At 38.4% G+C, this 19,404-nt stretch carries 18 protein-coding genes; 15 read left to right on the top strand and 3 right to left on the bottom strand.

Going from position 1 to position 19,404, the window contains the following annotated elements; genetic code table 11:
• Positions 1-10 precede the first annotated feature (10 nt).
• The 6 genes from H9L23_RS17305 (at position 11) to H9L23_RS17280 (ending at position 7,585) form a co-directional block, all read left to right on the top strand.
• Positions 11-706, top strand: a complete 696-nt coding sequence (locus H9L23_RS17305) for a PspC domain-containing protein (RefSeq protein WP_187591559.1) — start codon at positions 11-13, stop codon at positions 704-706.
• Between the two features lie 5 nt (positions 707-711).
• A complete protein-coding gene (locus H9L23_RS17300) occupies positions 712-1,701 on the top strand; it encodes a LiaF transmembrane domain-containing protein (RefSeq protein ID WP_187591558.1) in 990 nt (329 codons plus the stop codon).
• Between the two features lie 103 nt (positions 1,702-1,804).
• Entirely contained in the window at positions 1,805-2,416 is a 612-nt protein-coding gene (locus tag H9L23_RS17295; protein ID WP_187591557.1) for an RDD family protein, read from the top strand.
• A gap of 419 nt (positions 2,417-2,835) precedes the next feature.
• The gene (locus tag H9L23_RS17290) at positions 2,836-4,026 is read left to right on the top strand and encodes an alpha/beta fold hydrolase (RefSeq protein ID WP_187591556.1); all 1,191 of its coding nucleotides are present in this window, start codon (positions 2,836-2,838) and stop codon (positions 4,024-4,026) included.
• Positions 4,027-4,121: 95 nt separating this feature from the next.
• Complete coding sequence (ispG, locus tag H9L23_RS17285) at positions 4,122-6,107, top strand: (E)-4-hydroxy-3-methylbut-2-enyl-diphosphate synthase (RefSeq protein ID WP_187591555.1); 1,986 nt, start codon at positions 4,122-4,124, stop codon at positions 6,105-6,107.
• 203 nt (positions 6,108-6,310) lie between these two features.
• Positions 6,311-7,585, top strand: coding sequence for a mechanosensitive ion channel family protein (locus H9L23_RS17280; RefSeq protein ID WP_187591554.1), 1,275 nt, complete (start codon positions 6,311-6,313; stop codon positions 7,583-7,585).
• A gap of 189 nt (positions 7,586-7,774) precedes the next feature.
• Here H9L23_RS17280 and H9L23_RS17275 read toward each other — a convergent pair whose 3' ends face one another.
• From H9L23_RS17275 to H9L23_RS17265, 3 genes are all read right to left on the bottom strand, one after another.
• The gene (locus H9L23_RS17275; protein ID WP_187591553.1) at positions 7,775-8,326 is read right to left on the bottom strand and encodes a hypothetical protein; all 552 of its coding nucleotides are present in this window, start codon (positions 8,324-8,326) and stop codon (positions 7,775-7,777) included.
• 43 nt (positions 8,327-8,369) lie between these two features.
• Complete coding sequence (locus H9L23_RS17270; protein ID WP_187591552.1) at positions 8,370-9,197, bottom strand: alpha/beta hydrolase family protein; 828 nt, start codon at positions 9,195-9,197, stop codon at positions 8,370-8,372.
• A gap of 246 nt (positions 9,198-9,443) precedes the next feature.
• Complete coding sequence (locus H9L23_RS17265; protein WP_187591551.1) at positions 9,444-9,827, bottom strand: DoxX family protein; 384 nt, start codon at positions 9,825-9,827, stop codon at positions 9,444-9,446.
• A gap of 135 nt (positions 9,828-9,962) precedes the next feature.
• On the opposite strand from H9L23_RS17265, the gene hemA reads away from it, so the two are divergent.
• The 9 genes from hemA (at position 9,963) to hemE (ending at position 19,365) form a co-directional block, all read left to right on the top strand.
• The gene (gene hemA / locus H9L23_RS17260) at positions 9,963-11,189 is read left to right on the top strand and encodes a glutamyl-tRNA reductase (protein WP_187591550.1); all 1,227 of its coding nucleotides are present in this window, start codon (positions 9,963-9,965) and stop codon (positions 11,187-11,189) included.
• 195 nt (positions 11,190-11,384) lie between these two features.
• On the top strand, positions 11,385-11,558 hold the full coding sequence (locus tag H9L23_RS17255) for a hypothetical protein (RefSeq protein ID WP_187591549.1): 174 nt from the start codon (positions 11,385-11,387) through the stop codon (positions 11,556-11,558).
• A gap of 192 nt (positions 11,559-11,750) precedes the next feature.
• Positions 11,751-13,331, top strand: a complete 1,581-nt coding sequence (hemC, locus tag H9L23_RS17250; protein WP_187591548.1) for a hydroxymethylbilane synthase — start codon at positions 11,751-11,753, stop codon at positions 13,329-13,331.
• 143 nt (positions 13,332-13,474) lie between these two features.
• A complete protein-coding gene (gene hemB / locus H9L23_RS17245; RefSeq protein WP_246474962.1) occupies positions 13,475-14,395 on the top strand; it encodes a porphobilinogen synthase in 921 nt (306 codons plus the stop codon).
• Positions 14,396-14,568: 173 nt separating this feature from the next.
• Entirely contained in the window at positions 14,569-15,939 is a 1,371-nt protein-coding gene (gene hemL / locus H9L23_RS17240; protein ID WP_187591546.1) for a glutamate-1-semialdehyde 2,1-aminomutase, read from the top strand.
• 114 nt (positions 15,940-16,053) lie between these two features.
• On the top strand, positions 16,054-16,920 hold the full coding sequence (locus H9L23_RS17235; protein WP_025146904.1) for a sensor histidine kinase: 867 nt from the start codon (positions 16,054-16,056) through the stop codon (positions 16,918-16,920).
• A gap of 8 nt (positions 16,921-16,928) precedes the next feature.
• Entirely contained in the window at positions 16,929-17,633 is a 705-nt protein-coding gene (locus H9L23_RS17230; RefSeq protein WP_025146905.1) for a response regulator transcription factor, read from the top strand.
• Positions 17,633-18,148, top strand: coding sequence for a hypothetical protein (locus H9L23_RS17225; protein WP_187591545.1), 516 nt, complete (start codon positions 17,633-17,635; stop codon positions 18,146-18,148). The genes H9L23_RS17230 and H9L23_RS17225 overlap by 1 nt, the downstream gene beginning before the upstream one ends.
• Positions 18,149-18,339: 191 nt before the next feature.
• On the top strand, positions 18,340-19,365 hold the full coding sequence (gene hemE / locus H9L23_RS17220) for a uroporphyrinogen decarboxylase (protein ID WP_187591544.1): 1,026 nt from the start codon (positions 18,340-18,342) through the stop codon (positions 19,363-19,365).
• Positions 19,366-19,404 lie beyond the last annotated feature (39 nt).

The following is a 19,404-nucleotide window of genomic DNA, read 5'->3' as shown; positions in this document are numbered from 1 at the left end:
GAACAACGTTATGGAAAAGAAGCTTTTTAGAAACGAACACGATAAGATGATTGCCGGTGTAGCTTCGGGACTTGCAGATTATATGCAGGTAGAGGTTACCATAATTAGATTATTGTTTGCATTATCGGCTATATTTATGGCTGGCGCTGGCTTAATAGCCTATATTATCATGTGGATCATTGTACCGGTTAATAACGATCCGGCAGCAAAATTCTCAAAATTTAACGATTATTTTAATAAGAATAATCCTAATGCAAACCCATTTGCTACTCCTGATCCATTTTCTGGCGCCGCAGGTACTGGAAACGCAAATTGGACACAGCCGGTTGATGGCACGCAAAAAACGCCCTTCGAAACGCAGGCCAATTTCGGAAAATTTAATAAACCGAATGATACCGGCCGCACCATAGGTGGTTTAGTGCTACTGGTTGTGGGTTGTTTTTTCCTGATGCGCGAAATGGATTTTATACCCGATTGGTTTAGCATCCGCAACTTATTTAGGTACATGTGGCCATTAATCTTTATTGCATTGGGCGTAAGTATTATTGCTAAATCAAAAAGAAAAAACGACTGGGCAGCTTTTCAGAGCCAACAAGAGGCAGAACAACAGAAAACTGCAGCTTTTTCTGAAGCTGTTGTAGAAAATGAACCTGTTGCCCCTGTAAATAAAGATGATCAATCAACACCTGCTAACCCTCAAGTATAAATAAAATGAAACTAGATAGATTAATATGGGGTATCATCCTGCTATTTATTGGCGGTGTACTTCTACTCGAAAATTTTGGCGTAATCGATTTTTATTGGCGCAACGTTTGGAGCTTTTGGCCTGTATTCTTAATTATAGCAGGTTTAAATATCCTCTTTAACAGAAACAATTCGCAAACCGGCAGCATCATTTCTATCGCTGTTTTGGTGGTGGCCTTATCGTTCCTTTTTTACAGAGGACAACAAGTGCCCGAACATGGTTATTGGTGGGGAAATAGTTTCAAAAAGGATATAGAAGCTAATATCGATCACAACGATGGAGACAATGATAACGACAACGATGATGATGACAAAGACTCGTCGTACAACCAGTTAAACTTATCAGAGCCTTTTGTGGCTGCCGATAATACTAAAAAAACAGTGTTGAATATTTCAGGTGGTGGCATTTCGTTTAACCTTGATGGTGAAACAGATTCGCTTATTAATGCCGATATCAGAAAAAGACATGGTAATTTCTCATTGAAAAAACTGGTTACCGATTCTGCAACTGTGTTAACCTTTAGCATGGAGGATAGAAAAAGCAAATGGAATTTCGGTGATAATGGTAACGACGTAAACTTTAAATTAAACAAAGCTGCCACCTGGGATGTGCTGATGAAACTTGGCGCAGGTGAAGCTAACTTCGATTTTTCTCCTTACAAAGTCCGTACTTTCCGTTTTGATGGCGGAGCTGCTGCTTTAGACATTAAAATGGGTGATTTATTGCCAATTACCGATGTGGTGGTAAAATCAGGGGTAGCCGATGTTAAAATTAAAGTGCCTACCAATTCGGGCTGCAGGATTAAAACCAAAACAGGTTTATCTGCAAAAGATTTCGATGGATTTGAGAAATTGAGCGATGGCGTTTACGAAACGTCTAACTATAAATCGTCGACCAAAAAAATCTTTATCAGTTTAGACGGAGGATTAAGTAACTTTGAAGTAAGCAGATATTAGGGAGGCGTAAGGTTTTAAGGTGTAGGGCGTAAGGTTTTATTCGATCTAACTTTATACACCTGATCCTGCAATCTTAAAATCCAAACAATCCTGATCCTATCTAATGAGTCCTGATCAATATACAGTAGTAATTAATGGTAAGCCAAAAGGTCCGTACAGTTTAGCCGAATTAAAAGATTTAAACATCTCAGCGAATACTTTTATACGCAAACCAGGTATGGACGATTATAAAGAAGCTCACGCAATTCCCGAATTGCGTGAGCTTTTGGGTTTTAGCTATCAAAAAACTGCGCCACAATATTTTGCCGCTTTCGATCAGCGTTTACTGGCAACAGTAATTGATCATTTCATCATTTTCGGATTTTATACCATTATAATTTTAACGAGTTATATTTTTATAGAAGGCAAAGACCAGCGGCTAATGGCTTTCATGGTTCCCTTTCCTTCCATATTTATCATTAAACTCATTTATGGCAGCATTGCCGAGGCATCTAAAAATCAGGCAACCATTGGTAAAAAACTGCTTAATATTAAAGTAACCGATTTAGAAGGCAGCCGGGTTTCTTTCGGTATTTCCTTAGTAAGAAATTTTTCTAAAATCTTATCTGTAATCCCGGTTTTCTTTGGGTACCTGTATAGTTTCCTGAATAAGAAGAACCAGTGCTGGCACGATATCGCGGCTAATACTTTAGTAATAAAAGACAGGTTAATATAAGTTAGAAAAGCAGGGGTAATACTGCTATTTTCGTTATCCGGGCTGTTCACTGTATCTTTGCCTGGCCTTCGACTACGCTCATGCTTACAGTCAAAGGATGCCGCTTCCATCCCGTTTATTAAACCTGGGCCGGTGCAATGTGGCCAAAGCTAGTTCACGGCATAAAATAATCCAATTTCAATTTCTGCTTTCAGTTAAAAGATGTTAAATATGAATTAAGCTATTATTCTATTGATTAGTTTTAGTAAAATTAATCTAACATGCTACGTACATTTCTCACCACGGTCTTTGCTTTTTATCAGTTTACTTCTTTTTGCCAAATATCATCAGATTCGTTAAAACCTGTTAAGGATGAATATAATTTAGGTTTCGAAAAAATAATCCCTAATCCTAAGTCTTCTATTGGGTGGAATACGGGTATGACCAAAAGTGGATATAAAGTTGAAATCGATTCAACCCAAAAGTATACAGGCAAATACTCCTTGTTGATAGAAAATATTGCCCAAGATGTTGAATCAAATTATGCCATGTCTAGTCTAATTATTCCTGCAAAATTTGATGGGAAGGAAGTAGAAATCAGATTTTATCTAAAATTAGAGCATGTTACCGGCCATGCGGATTTTCCATTTAGAATTGATGATGAGGATAATGACAAGTTACAATTTACCAATCTACTAGCGAAGCGGATATACGGAACCCAAGATTGGCAATTATACAGCCTAAAGCTGCCACTTCAAAAAGAGGCATCAAAAATTTATCTTTTTCCTTTGTTATATGGGCCAGGTAAAATGTGGGTAGACGATATTCAGGTATTGATTGATGGGGTAGATATCAGCCAAGCAAAAATTAAGACGGGTTATAACCCCAATACTCCAGAGCCCATTAATTATGGTAATAATACGGCGGCATCTGGCAGGGTGAAAGTAAAGGATGCCGAACTATATTACGAGACCTATGGAACAGGTGATCCTCTTCTATTATTGCATGGAAATAGCCAATCGATAAGCGCTTTTAAAAAACAGATTAAAGCGTTCTCAAAAAAATATAAAGTTATTGCAGTAGATACCCGTGGACAAGGGAAAAGCACTGATTCTAGTACAGATCCACTTTCCTATGATCTGTATGCTGAAGACATGAAAATATTACTTGATTCTCTGCATATCAATAAAACGAATATTTTAGGCTGGAGCGATGGTGGAAATACGGGATTGATTATGGCTGCTAAATACCCTAAATATGTAGATAAACTCGCCATTACTGGTGCCTGTACAAATCCAAATGATGCCGTTTCAACCAGCACATTAGAAGAAGTTCGCAAGGCTATTGAAAGCTTAAAAACGAAATTAGATGCTAAGTCAAAGTATCAGGTTAAATTATTTACCATGTTATTAACTGAACCACATCTTACGGCTTTAGATCTAAAGAAGATTAAAGCTCCAGTATTGGTAATGGCAGGTGAAAAAGATATGATTTTAGAAAAGCACACCAAATTTATAGCTGCTAATATTCCTAAATCGCAGCTTTTTATTTTTAAGGGTGCTTCACACTATGTGCCTGTAGAAAAGGTTTCAGAATTTAATACTGAGGTACTCACTTTTTTAAACCAGTAATATCTGTTACAGTAAGAGTTTTTGACGTTGCTAACCAGCATCTTTTACAACATTCCAACTTAAAACATTCCAACAATCCTTATCTTTGCAAACAGATGGAAAATATATTGGCAAAACATGATCTGGCTGGAGGATATTGCAACAGTTTAACGGCTTATTCTAGGTATTTAACACGCGAAGTTAACATCGGCGATATCGCACTGGGCGGACACAACCCGATCCGTATCCAATCGATGACTACTACTGATACCATGGATACCCTGGGTACAGTAGAGCAAACCATCCGCATGGTAGAATCGGGTTGCGAATATGTGCGTATTACTGCGCCAAGCATTAAAGAAGCAGAAAACCTTGCCAATATTAAAAAAGAATTGCGTTTACGTGGTTACAACGTGCCATTAATTGCAGATATTCATTTTACACCAAACGCTGCCGAAATGGCTGCCAGGATTGTAGAAAAAGTACGCGTAAACCCGGGCAACTACGCTGATAAAAAGAAATTCGAAAATATAGAATATACTCAGGATGCCTACAATGCAGAGCTAAGCCGGATTTACAAAAAGTTTATTCCATTGGTTAAAATCTGCAAAGAGTATGGCACTGCTATGCGCATCGGTACCAATCATGGTTCACTTTCCGACAGGATTATGAGCCATTACGGCGATACCCCACGCGGAATGGTAGAATCGGCAATGGAGTTTATGCGCATGTGCGAGGACCAGAACTATTACAACCTGGTGATCTCGATGAAAGCCAGTAATACCCAGATAATGGTTCAGGCTTACCGTTTGCTGGTAGAAACCATGGCTAAAGAAGGGATGAATTACCCGCTACACTTGGGCGTTACTGAGGCTGGCGATGGCGAAGACGGACGTATTAAATCGGCCGTAGGCATTGGAACTTTGCTGGAAGACGGATTGGGCGATACCATTCGCGTTTCGTTAACCGAAGATCCTGAATTTGAAGCACCGGTAGCAAAGGCTTTGGCAGACCGCTATGCTTTAAGGAGTCCGAAGTCGGAAGTCCGAAGTCCGGAGTCTATTGGCACGTCTTCCATTTTACATCATACATCTGCCATTAAAACTTACTCTCCTTACGAATACAACCGCCGCATCACAACACCTGTACAACATATTGGCGGGCACCACCATCCGGTAGTGATGATCGATGTTTCAAAAGAAAATTTAAAAGATCCTTACTTTTTAAGTTCGGTTGGCTATAACTATAGTGCAGGTTTAGATAAGTATAATCTGGCCGATCAGGCATGCGATTTAGCTTATTTGGGAGATAACTTGCCCTCTTTCTCTTTCCCGGGAAATTTAAAGCAGATTTATAACTATCAAACATGGCTAAAACTTCAAGATAAAAACAACTGCCATCCGTTATTCTCTTTAGAAGAATTTACCAAAGCTGATCATAAAGATGATCTGTTAAATTTTGTTGAGGTTGATGCGGGAACATTCCAACATTCCAACATTCCAACATTTCAACCTAATGTTGTTCTGATTTTAAAAACTTTTGCATCTCATGGAATGGCTGAGCAAAGGGCTTTTTTCGTTGCATTACAAGAACAAAACATTCAGATTCCGGTAATTATAAAAAGAACTTACCAGGATGCAGATGCCGATCATTTAATGCTTTATGCTGCAACTGATATTGGTGCTTTATTTACCGATGGTTTTGGAGATGGTGTTTGGATTGATGCACAGGGTCAAAACCTTTCATTGATTAATTCGACCAGTTTCGGGATTTTGCAGGCTACCCGAACAAGGATCAGTAAAACAGAATATATCTCATGCCCAAGCTGTGGTCGTACCCTTTTTGACTTGCAGGAAACCACGCAACTGATCCGCTCACGTACCGATCATTTAAAAGGCATTAAAATTGGTATCATGGGCTGTATTGTTAATGGTCCGGGCGAAATGGCCGATGCCGATTACGGCTATGTGGGTACCGGACCTGATAAAATTACCCTGTACCGCGGTAAAGAAGTGGTAAAGAAAAATGTAATTACCGCTTATGCTTTGGATGAACTGATTGATATCATCAAAGGTGATGGGAATTGGGTAGAAAAGGTTTAATCGTTAATAATGCGAGCCGTGGTTTGTGTTCCCATAAACCACTTTTAAATAAGTTATTTTTATTTCGGTCTGTGAGGACACAGACCGAGGAGTTTGGGTTTTATCTGTGTACATCCTTTTTATCTGTGGTTAATGATATCATTAGCACGAGAAAGAATGGAGGACCATTTACTTTTCTGACCAATAAATCCTAAATTGCCTTGATGAATATCCCCGAGTTTCAATACCTGTTTAGTGAACTTAGAAACTGGCTGGCTGGTAAAGGCCTTGCAGGTAGCGAACTTATTTATTCTTATTTTTTTATCGGACTGGTAGGCGTTACGTTATTCTTATTCATCACGATTTTTGTAACTCGCCAGGCTTTTATTGTTGTGGTAAAAAGTGCCAAAACCAAATCCGATTGGCAAAAGGCATTGTTTGAGTTTAGGGTTTTCAGGGCGTTTGCCTTAATATTTGGTGCCTACATTATTTATAACGTAGTTCCTTATCTTTTTATCTATTTTAAAAACTGGCACTTTTATGCATTGATTTTTGCCAAAATCTACATGGTTTTGGCGGTAATGTTCGCCATAAATGCATTTTTGAACGCTTTGGTATCCATTATGGAATCATCAAAGAAATATGCCGATAAACCCATCAGGAGTTATAAACAGGTGGCCAAAATTGTATTTTACATTGTTGGTTTCGTGTTGATTCTATCGATTATTTTAGGTGAATCACCCTTATATGTATTTGGTGGCTTTGGTGCCGTTACCGCAGTTTTTATATTGGTTTTCAGGGATCCGATTTTGGGTTTTGTGGCTTCGGTACAAATGAGTGCAATTGACCTGGTGAGGGTAGGTGACTGGATTACTGTAGAAAAATATGGTGCCGATGGCGAGGTAACCGAAATTAATTTAACCACCATTAAAGTACGTAACTGGGATAAAACGGTAACCATTGTGCCCAGTTATGCCATTGTAAGCGAGTCGTTTAAAAACTGGCGGGCTATGGAAGAAAGTGAGGGCAGGAGAATTAAACGCCACATTAACATTAAAATTTCGAGTATTAAATTTTGTGATGAAGAACTGATCGGGAGGTTACAAAGCATCGATTTTTTGAAAGATTACCTCAAAGAAACCCAAACTTTTATTGAACGTTATAATGCTGAAAATACGGTAAACCCAAATAACCTGGTTAATGGCCGCCACATGACCAATATTGGTACTTTTAGGGTTTATGCCGAAAAATACCTCGAAAGCAATCCACATATCAATAAGGAACTCACCTTTATGGTGCGCCAGTTACAGGCCACAGAAAACGGACTGCCCATTGAAATTTATGTCTTCTCGAAAGAAAAAGGTTTAAAACGTTTCGAAGAAGTGGCTGCTGATATCTTTGACCACCTCTTGGCTGCGGTACCGTATTTTGACCTCGAAATTTTTCAAAGCCCTAGCGGTAGCGATATGCGAAATTTTGTAAGGAGAGGCGATGATTAGTTCACAAGGTTTTTATACGTCAATATTTATTTATCAAGCTTAAATTTTTAGCTCCTTTGCCTCATGCGATCGTCATGTTGAATTCAGTTCAGCATCTTTCTAGCTAACCAGACCCTGAAATAAATTCAGGTGACGACTACCTGGTAATCATTTTTTCTTTCTTTATAGATATTTCGTTATCGAACCGAATTAATGCATACAGCCAACATAAATTTTCGATTTAAGCACGAAAGCTTTTGGTTCAATCGTCTTCAGTTTTTTTAAGGCAATGGTCGCCGAATCCTTGTCTGCGTATATCCCGGCCACCAGTGCAATTGTTTTGGCTTTTGCATCTGGCTTGTACATATTTAAATATTCTAAACTTAAATTCTCTTCCGCATTTCTTCTAGGGAAATATTCTCCTGCATATATCTCATCCTCGTCATTTTCAGGGAGGATAATTTCATCTTTCTTTTTATTGTAGTAGCGTCCCAAAGTATCAATCGGGATGTTTAAAGCCTCACTGGTGCTAAACATTTTCGAATGAATTGGATTGTAATTCATATTGGTATCGAGTACCGCCACATAGTAATCCGCAAAATTTCCTAAAGTGTCCTCTTCAACTTTTTGTTGAATCGATTTTTCAACTGATACAGCTTTTACAATCATTTCTTTTTTAATTGTACTGTCTTCAATATTCTTATTTTTCTCATGACTCTGTGAACAGGCCATGAGAAAAATAGATGGGGCAATTGAAAGCATTGCAAGAGTTTTAACCTTAGTCATAACCTAAATATATCATACTTTATCCTTCGTTTAAGAAAACAAGACACTTTTCGCAAACCTTAAACAAAAGTGGTGGCAATGTTTCGCTGGTATAAGGCTGTGTTGCTCCATACACATGGTTGGCGCCTTCAATTTTAACCAACCTGCTGCCTGGGTTGGCTTCTGCCAAAGTCTGAGCGGTTTCGAAAGGAACATTTACATCATCATCGCCATGGATAATTAACCAGGGAATATTTACACGTTTTGCCGCATCTGTAATATTCAATGTTGGGGCATTTTCTTCCAAATCTTCCAATAAAGTTACGTTTAAGGGCATCTGCTCTTTGGTACGTGCGTTGGTAACAAAGATTTTCCCGGTTTTTTTCCATTCTGTTTCCTGTTCTTTTTTCCACAGGCTGTTAAAATCGGCAATGGCACTCCAGGTAATCAGTTTATTGATCCTTAAATCGTTTGCCGCTTCGATAATTGATAATCCACCGCCACGACTATGGCCTATCAGGTTCACCTTTGTGTCTTTACCATAAGCTTTTTCAATAAAATCGAGTACCGCATTTACGTCAAAAAGTTCTTTCGATACGGTGTTGCTGGCAAAAGCGTCCATATCGGTTACATCTTTTGGGTCATCAACGGGCACACCGCTATGCGATAAATTAAACTTAACGTAACGGTAACCATTGCTGGCAAAATACCTGGCCACTAAATTATGCGCGCCCCAATCTTTAAAACCTTTAAAGCCGTGTACAAAAAGTATGATGGGCGTATTTGGATTTTTTTCATCAAAAGTTATATCGCCGATAATTAATTTTCCGTCTGAACCGCTAAGGCTAAAATTGCTTTGTATAATCATAATTTAAAGGAATTGGTATAAAATATAAACCTACGAAATCTAATTTTGTTGTATTTTAGATATTAAGAAACTGATTACAACCTTTGGTATAATAGCCCTGATGGAAATGGAAATCCCTTTTGGAACCGTTAAATTGTTGTTTAGGATGTTGTCCAAAAGGATTGTAATATACAGCAGGACGGAACCTTTCCCATTAGCACTGCAACTGCGCTTCAAAAAAATAAACATATTATTTTTAATAATAAATTATTCTTTAAAATAATAATACCATGCCCAACCCATAAACAATACCTGAAATGGTAACCTCAGCCATGCAATTAGAGGCGTAACCATTATTTTGCCCAACATGAACGGTGCCTTCTGGATCATGTAGATGTGCGCAGGCATAAAGGCGATCAGCATCAGTATAATTAGCACCGCGGCAAGCTTTCTTGTCTTTTTAAACAGCAATAAAAACCCGAAAACGATTTCCAATACCCCGGAGAAGTAAATTAAAAAGCCAGGTGCAGGCAACCATTTAGGCATAATTCCGTAATATACTGCAGTGGATAAAAAGTGGTTACATCCGGCCAGAATGTAGAGAAGAGCATAAACCCAGAGAAAAATTTTATAGGTTGGTCTGTTTATCATGATCGATATATGGTTTAATTTTAGAGGGTTGCTATTTAAAACCGTTCTAAATTGATGTAAATTACAGGTTAATGACAGTGACATGGCTTCACCATGTTACTTTTGTATCCCGATAATAGTTAATAACGGAAGCACTTGGAATATTTAAAAGTAATAGCTTTTACGCATCACCACATCGACCTGAAATCTTTAGGGAAATTAGTTATTTGTGATCAAAGTCTAGATAGCAGGTTGAAAAATGTTCAGTCTGAACTTCCCGTTAGCGAGATTTTCTATATCGGAACCTGTAACCGTGTAGAGTTTGTTTTCCTTACCAAAGAGAAAACCGACAAAGAATTTGTAACCAGATTTCTTACCGTTTTGGATATGGGACTGCCTCCTGAGTTTATGGAGCGTTTTCTTGATAGTGTTTCTGTTTACGAAAATGAAGAAGCTTTTAACCATTTATTAAGAACATCTTGCTCTTTAGAGAGTTTGGTGGTTGGGGAAAAAGAAATTCTTGCCCAAATCCGCAGGGCTTACGAGAATTGCCGTGATGCAGGATTTACTGGCGATTACATGCGAATGATTATGGAGCGGGTAGTTAAAACAGCTAAAGAAGTTTATACCCATACCAATATTTCAAAAAATCCGGTTTCTGTAGTTTCATTGGCTTATCGTAAATTAAAAGAATTAAATATGTGCGGCAACTCACGTATCTTGATTATTGGTGCCGGCGAAACCAACCAGAACATTGCAAAATACCTCAACAAACATAAATACTCCAACTTTTCGATTTTCAACCGTACCCTTTCTAAAGCCGAAACTTTGGCCGAAGAATTAAACGGCAAAGCCTATCCTTTAGCGGCCCTTGAAGATTTTAATGAGGGTTTTGATGTGATTATTACCTGTACAGGTTCTACCGAAGCCATTATTAATGAAGAGCTTTATGCCAAATTATTAAATGGCGAAACTGGTAAAAAGGTAATTGTTGATTTGGCTATTCCTAATGATGTTACCCCTGCGGTGATCCACAATAACCCGGTTCATTATATCGAGGTAGAATCGCTGAAAGAAGTAGCACGCAAAAATATCCAGGAACGTTATAACGAACTGGTACATGCCGAAGAAATCATCAGCAATAACATAACCGAATTTTTCTCTGTTTTAAAACAACGCCGTATCGAACTTGCGATGCAGGAAGTGCCAAGAAAGATTAAAGAAATCAAAAATACGGCCATCAACGGTGTATTTGCAGATGAAATCAGTCAGATGGATGAAGCCTCACGCGAAGTTTTAGAACGTGTAATGAACTACATGGAGAAAAAATACATTAGCGTACCCATGGTAATGGCTAAAGAAATCCTGGTTAACCAATCTTAAGGTTTAACCGCAAAGAACGTAAAGTCTCATATTTTTTTTCTATAATTTTGAACGCAGTGAAGAATCTTTCATTGTGAGTGATTTGTGTTATTTATGCATTTCCGTCTAGCAGGGCTCTAGCACTATATCCCCGTTCAACTTAAATCCGGCCTAATAAATTTTTCGGATTCCACTAACCAAGCCAATCTACTGACTTTGAAAGAAAAATTTTCAGCCGGTGGTTTTTGTTTTTTCATGGGGCTTTATATTTTCAATGGCATTCAAGCTAGCTTCGCTGGTCTTTTTGGCAGCAAAAAGAAAGAGCCCCACGGCGGCGGCGAGCCGAGGCAAGATTGTGCTGTAGGAAAAAAAAAATATTTACGTCATTAATAGTTGTACCCAATATGCATCGGTTACAGATTCTTCGCTGCGCTCAGAATGACAAAAAGTTACATTACCAATCTCCTAATGTCATAGAAATCCTTTAAATTATCCCTTCTGTAACCTCACTGTCTCATTTTTAAACAATTCATGGTATAAACCACTAATTAAATTAAATTTGCAACTCATTTAACCTTTATAGTGAAGAAATTAACCATCGGAACACGCGGTAGCGACCTGGCATTATGGCAAGCAAATCATATAAAAGATGAATTGGCGGCCATCGGAATTGAAGCAGAAATAAAAATCATTAAAACACAGGGTGATAAAATCCTGAATTTAAGATTGGATAAACTGGAAGGCAAAGGCTTTTTTACGAAAGAACTGGAAGAAGAGCTTTTGGGTGGCACAATCGACTTGGCTGTACATTGCCTTAAAGATTTACCAACCACACACCCTGAAGGATTAACCATTGCTGCTTTGCCTCCACGCGAAGAAGCCAGCGAATATCTTTTGATATTAAAAGATTGTGTTGATGTTTCGCAAAAACTTTCACTAAAAAAAGGTGCCATGGTAGGTACTTCATCCAACCGTCGCAAAGCCCAGTTATTGGGTTTGCGTCCTGATTTGGAAGTAGAAGATTTACGTGGAAATGTACCTACGCGGATCCAGAAACTCCGTGATGAAGATTATGATGCCATTTTAATTGCTAAAGCTGGTGTTAAACGTTTAAATCTTGATGTAAGCGATTTACATGTAGAAGAACTCGAAACTACTGAGTTTATCCCTGCACCTGCACAAGGGGCTTTGGCTATTCAGATCAGAGAAAGTGATGCCGAACTTTTTGAGGCACTGCAAAAACTGCACGACCCTGAAACCGCCGAAACCGTAAATGTAGAACGTAAAGTGTTAAATCTTTTCGAAGGTGGCTGCCACATGCCTTTAGGTTGTTATTGCCAAAAGGAAAACGGAAAATTCGAAATCTGGACTTCAAAGGCAGAAACCGCTGATGATTTTCCGGAACGTTTGTTTTTACGGGCAGACACTACAGAAGGCTTAGCAGAAAAGATTGTAGCTAAGTTCAGTACCGAAAGAAAGAAACCTGCAAAGGTTTTTATTTCACGCGAAATTGGTGAACACAGTTATTTCAGAAGGGCTTTAGAAAATAATAATATAGAAATAGAAGGACGTTCGTTAATCCGTACGTTTCCAATAGTAACGGTGTTAGACCAGTTTATTTTAAGACATGTAGATTGGATTTTCTTCAGCAGCCGTAATAGTGTTGATTATTTTTTCAATTTAAAACCGGTATTGCCAAAGAAAACAAAATTTGGTGTGGTGGGAAGAGGATCAGAAGATGCCTTGCGTAAATTTGGCCATTTTGCCGATTTCGTTGGTACAAGTGGTGATATTACAGAAGTAGCTGAAGATTTTGCAAAATTGGTTAGCGGTCAGCAGATATTGTTCCCAAGAGCGCAGGATTCTTTGCAGTCTATCCAAAAATCGTTACCAGCTGATGCTAAAATAATCGATCTGCCGATTTACGAAACTGTTATTGAAGAAGATATCGATCAGAGTTATGCCGATGTGCTGATTTTTACCAGTCCATCAAATGTTGATGCTTATTTCGCCGATAATTTATTAGAGCCCGGTCAGCAGGTAATTGCAATTGGAAATTCTACGGGTAAGAAATTTGATGAAATGGGTGTGAAATATGCGTTGCCATACTCGCCAGATGAAATTGGATTGGCCGAAGCGGTTTTTGGAATAGAAATAAGGTAGAAAGGTAGAGGATTTAGGATTAAAAATGCTCCTGCCTTGATACTCGATACTAAAATCTTGATTAGCCTCAATACTAAATACTTGATACAATTAATATGTTAAATCGTCCGCGTAGATTACGGAAAAATCCGTTAGTGAGAGAGATGGTAGCCGAAACCCGGTTATCGAAAGATATGTTTGTGTACCCTTATTTTATAGTACCAGGCAGCAACGTTACCCATGCCATTGATGCTATGCCAGGCGTAAACCATTATTCGGTTGATACCCTGGTGAAAGATGTGGAATCTGGAATGAAAAAAGGGCTCAACAAAATCATGCTTTTTGGGGTTGGTGACGAAAAATCAGAAGATGCTAAATCTGCTTACCACGATCATTCCTTAGTACCAACGGCGTTGCGTGAGTTAAAAAAACAATTCGGCGACGATTTATACGTAATTACTGATGTTTGTGTTTGTTCTTACACCACTCATGGGCATTGCGGTATTTTAGAAAACGATTACGTACAAAACGATAAAACGGTTGAGGTAATTGCCAAAATGGCTTTAACACATGCAGAGGCTGGTGCTGATATGTTTGCTCCATCTGATATGATGGACGGAAGGATTGAAGCCATGCGTAACCTGTTAGATGAAAATGGTTTTGTAAATGCGGCCATCATGAGCCATGCTACAAAATTTGCTTCTGCCTATTATGGGCCTTTTAGAGAGGCTGCAGATTGCGCACCTAGTAAGGGTGATAGAAAAGCCTATCAGATGGATTTCAGAAACCCGTTAGAAGCTTTGCGTGAAGCCGCTTTGGATGAACAGGAAGGTGCTGATGTATTAATGGTGAAACCAGGATTAGCCTATCTGGATATTATCCAAAGGTTAAAACAGGATACCAATTTGCCGATTGCGGTTTATAATGTATCCGGCGAATACTCGATGGTTAAAGCAGCCGCCGAACGGGGTTGGATAGATGAGCAAAAAATAGTAATGGAAACCATGCATGCCTTTGCCCGTGCAGGCGCAAGCATTATTACCACTTACCACATTAAAGATATTTTAAATAACGACTGGATTTAAGGTGGAAGGTAGAGGCTTTAAGGTTGAGGGTTTACACGCCCACAATCTATACCTTAACAATTCGTTCTAAATCCTACAAAATATAATGAGGTGAAAAGTTGATGGTTTGTTGGTTATGGGTTATACGCCCAGAGCTTTCTACCTTCTACCTTTCAGCCTTCAACCTTAAAAAGATGTTAGATTCATTAAAAAAAATGTTTTCAGGTAACGAAGCAGATATTCCGGTAAACACGGGAAGTAAACCTGATATTTCGAGGGTAAAATCTGCCGAGCTTTACGAAAAATCGAAAACGTATTTCCCGGGTGGGGTAAACTCTCCGGTAAGGGCTTTTAAATCGGTTTATGGTACACCACTTTTTATTGAAAAAGGGGATGGTTGTTATATCTGGGATGCAGATGGTAATCAGTTCATCGATTTCTGTGGTAGCTGGGGGCCATTAATTTTAGGTCATAATAACCCTAAAATTCGCGAAAAAGTAACCGAAGTAATGCAGAACGGCATGAGCTTTGGTGCACCAACTGCATTGGAAAATGAATTGGCAGAGCTGATTATCAAAAACAACCGTTTTGTAGAAAAAATCCGTTTTACTAGCTCCGGTACTGAAGCCGTAATGTCGGCTATTCGTTTGGCCAGAGGTTTTACCAGTCGCGATAAAATTTTAAAATTCGAAGGCTGTTATCATGGTCATAGTGATTCACTTTTGGTTAAAGCAGGTTCTGGTTTGGTTACTTTTGGCGAAACCTCTTCAGCAGGTGTACCAAAATCTTTTGCTGAAGAAACCATCGTGGTACCTTTAAATGATAAAATAGCTATTGAACAGGCTTTTGCCCAGTTTAAAGATCAAATTGCCGCGGTAATTATCGAAGGGATCCCTGCAAACAACGGTTTAATTATGCAGGATGAAGAGTATATCCACTTCTTGCGTAAAATCTGTACGGATAATGGCTCACTTTTAATTTTTGATGAAGTAATTACCGGCTTCAGGGTTGGTTTTGAAGGTGCTGCTGCCCACTATGGTATCACACCAGATATTGTTACTTATGGAAAAATCATCGGTGGTGGTTTACCTGTAGGCATGTACGGTGCGCGTGCTGAAATTATGGCACACATCTCTCCTGATGGTGGGGTGTACCAGGCCGGAACCTTGTCAGGAAATCCAGTAGCCATGGCAGCAGGTATTGCAACTTTAACCGAATTGAATAAATCTGGTTTTTATAAAGATTTGAATAATAAGGCACAGGAATTTGTAGCGAGCATTCAACGTTTTGCAACGGCACGTAATTATAAATTTAAAGTATTTACCATCGGGTCTATTTTCTGGTTTGCTTTTACCGATAAAGATAAAATCCAATCGGCAGATGATATTGACGCCAGTAGCATGGAAAAATTCAAAGTGATGCACCGTGAGTTATTAAATAGAGGAATTTATTTAGGCCCATCGGGATATGAAGTTGGTTTCGTATCTTCAGCACATACGAAAATCGAATTGGAGAAAGCAAAGAGAGCTATTTTTGAAGCATTAGATTTGGTGTTTAAAAAATAAGTTTCATTAGAAAGATTGTCATTGCTTCGTCGGCTGAAAAGCCTTTTCGCAATGACGAACAGGAAAAATAATCTGTGTAATCATCCAATCTCAACCCGAAGTAAAAATCGACGAATGAAAAAATCAATTATCATATTTTACGCATTATTGCTTTACGCACTTGTTCAGCTCATTTCCTGGGGTACTTTGGTGGTGCGTTTGCAACCCAGCCGTATGACGATGATTATGGGAGAGGGATCGGTATTTTTGTTTTTGCTTTGTATCGGTGGCTATTTTCTCCATCAATCCTTAAAACGCGAAGATAAATTACGAGAACAACAGCAAAATTTCCTCATGTCGATCACCCATGAGCTAAAATCTCCTTTAGCAGCAATCAAACTTTCTATCCAAACCATTGTTAAAAGAGATCTGGATAAAGCACGCCAGGTTTCACTGCTTAACAATTCGCTAAAAGACATTGAACGTTTAGACGATCTGGTCGAAAATATGCTGTTGGCAACCAAGATTGAAAACCGTTCGTACACTTTTCCGAAAGAGGAATTTAATTTTTCAGAACTGGTGTATAAAATTACAGATCGGTTGCAGGTTCACTCTTGTGGCAACGAACAACTGATAAGTGCCCAAATTCAGCCAAATTTGCAGATTATGGGTGACAAATTTGCCTTATCGTCAGTGGTAACCAATTTAATTGAGAATGCGGTAAAGTATTCTAGTCCATGTGACGAGATAAATGTGCATTTAAATAAGATAGATGGACATATTCACTTAAGTGTAATAGATAAAGGGCCGGGTATTTCAGATGCCGAAAAAATGTTGATATTTGATAAGTTTTACCGCGTTGGTAACGAGAATGTCAGAAAAGCGAAAGGAACAGGTTTAGGCTTGTTTATTGTGAAAGAGGTTTTACAATACCATGATGCAGATATTACAGTAAAAGACAATCTGCCCCAAGGAAGTATTTTTGAAGTAACATTTAGTTAATCTCAATTATGTCACAAAAATTAAGAATTCTATTGGTAGAAGACGAGGATCACTTGTTAGATGCTATCAAATTAAACCTCGAACTTGAGGGTTATAAAGTTCACGCCGTTAAAGACGGTAAAACCGCTCTTAAAATTTTTAAAGAAGAACGCTTTAATCTAATCATTTTAGATGTAATGTTGCCTGAAATGGATGGTTTCCAGGTTTGCGAAACAATCCGTTTAGAGAATGCAGAAGTTCCGATTATGTTTTTAACAGCTAAAAACACTTCAGAAGACCGTGTTTTAGGTTTGAAAAAAGGAGCTGACGATTACTTGGTTAAACCATTCAATCTGGAAGAATTAATTCTTCGCGTAGGTATTTTGGTTAAACGCAGTTTAAAATCTGATGATTTAAAAGAGTTAAATTCTTATAAAATAGGTGATAAAACAATCTACTTTAACTCTTTCGAATTAAAACATGATGATGGTACCATCACACCGTTAACCAAAAAGGAAACGATGCTGCTGAAACTGTTAATCGAGCGTAAAAACGATGCCGTTTCAAGAGAGCAGATTTTAGAGACCGTTTGGAATTATGATGTTTATCCATCAACCAGAACGATTGATAATTTCATTTTAACATTCCGTAAATATTTCGAACCAGATCAAAAAAATCCGGTTTATTTCCACTCTATCCGTGGAGTAGGTTATAAATTTACCGATAGTCATTAATGTACAATAATAAAGGCAGGTATGCTTTAATGGCAGTTTTTGTGCTGGCTGGATTGGTTTGTGTTTTTTACAATCAATATCAGTTGGCTGCCGTTTCGGGTGTGTTATTTGCCTTTGTTGTTTGGAGCCATTTTAAGCATAGTTCGGTGTTAATGGCATCGAAGCATTTCAAAAATAACGAATTTGGTAAAACCAGGGCCTTATTGGCCGAGGTAGCAAAACCAGAGCGTTTGGCAAAAAGCCGGAGGGGTTATTACGAATTTATGCAAGGCAATATGGCTTTGAAAGAACATGATTACGATAAAGCCGAATATCATTTTCAGTTGGCCAGCCGTTTTCCGGTAGGGGGTAAGAATGAAAAATCGTATGTGCTGATCCATTTGGCTAACCTCGCTTTGCGGAAAAAAGACAGGGAAAGGGCAGAAGCTTATACCAAACTGGCAAAGGAACTTGCTGAAACACAACGATCAAAAGATATTATCGTAAAAATTGAAAAAGAAATAAGCAAAATATAATAGGACTATTGTCATTTTGAATAAACGAAGCACCAGTTTTTGATAAAAAGGTACTTCGTTTTTTTTTTATTTATACCTTTGCAAAATTAAAATTTAGCCTATCCGTCATGCTGAACTTGTTCCAGCAACTTTCATTAGTTAGGCCCTGAACTAAATTTAGGGTGACGATAACGCGATACCAAATACAGATCATGAAGAATAACCTATTTTTAGACGCAGCATTTTCAAAACAAACAGAACGCCCACCAGTGTGGATGATGCGTCAGGCAGGCCGTTTTATGCCACAATATTGGGAAATTAAAAACAAATACTCTTTTTTAGAGATGTGCAAAACTCCTGAGATTGCAGCTGATGTAACGATGTTGCCTGTTGATTTGCTGGATATAGATGCGGCGATTTTATTCTGTGATATTCTGGTAACCGGTGAGGCCATGGGTGGAGATTTGAGTTTCACTCAAGGCGTTGGTCCTAAATTTGCAAATCCTGTACGTACAGCCCAGGATATTGAAAACCTGAATGTTGATTGTTTAGATGAGTTACAATATGTAGCTGATGCGATAAAAGTGATCCAACAACGTTTAAATGGAAATATTCCTTTGATCGGTTTTGCAGGTGCTCCTTTTACGGTAATGAGTTATTTAATTGAAGGCGGATCTTCTAAAGATTTCAAATTAACCAAACTCTTTATACATAACCAGCCAGAATTGGCACACAAACTTTTGGCTAAAATTGCAAAGGTAACAGCCGATTATCTGAACCTTCAGATTGCTGCCGGTGTTAATGCGGTTCAAATTTTCGATAGTTGGGCGCTTGCTTTATCGTGGAATGATTATCAGGAGTTTTCGCACCTTTATATTCAGGAAATTATTGCCAACCTCAACAGAAAAGATATTCCGGTGATTTCATTCTGTAAAGGAAGTTCGGTTTTTGCGCCGATTATGGCAGAAGCGAAACCAGACGTAATTTCGGTTGACTGGAATGCTGATTTATTGAACATTAAAAATGCCTTGCCAGCTGGCATTGCTGTACAGGGGAATTTAGATCCACATATTTTATATGCCGATAAAGCGGTGATTAAAACACAGATCCATAAATTGTTCGAGCGCATGCGTGGTACCGATGGATTTATCTTCAATTTAGGTCATGGTATTATGCCTGATATTCCTTTCGATAACGTGAAGTATGCCATTGAGGTGGTGAAGGAGTTTAGGTATTAATGGCCTAATTCTATTCATTTTACGTATATTAGCTTAAAT

The sequence above is a fragment of the Pedobacter roseus genome (assembly GCF_014395225.1).
Lineage (GTDB): Bacteria > Bacteroidota > Bacteroidia > Sphingobacteriales > Sphingobacteriaceae > Pedobacter > Pedobacter roseus.
This window is presented reverse-complemented; position numbering and strand designations above follow the sequence as displayed.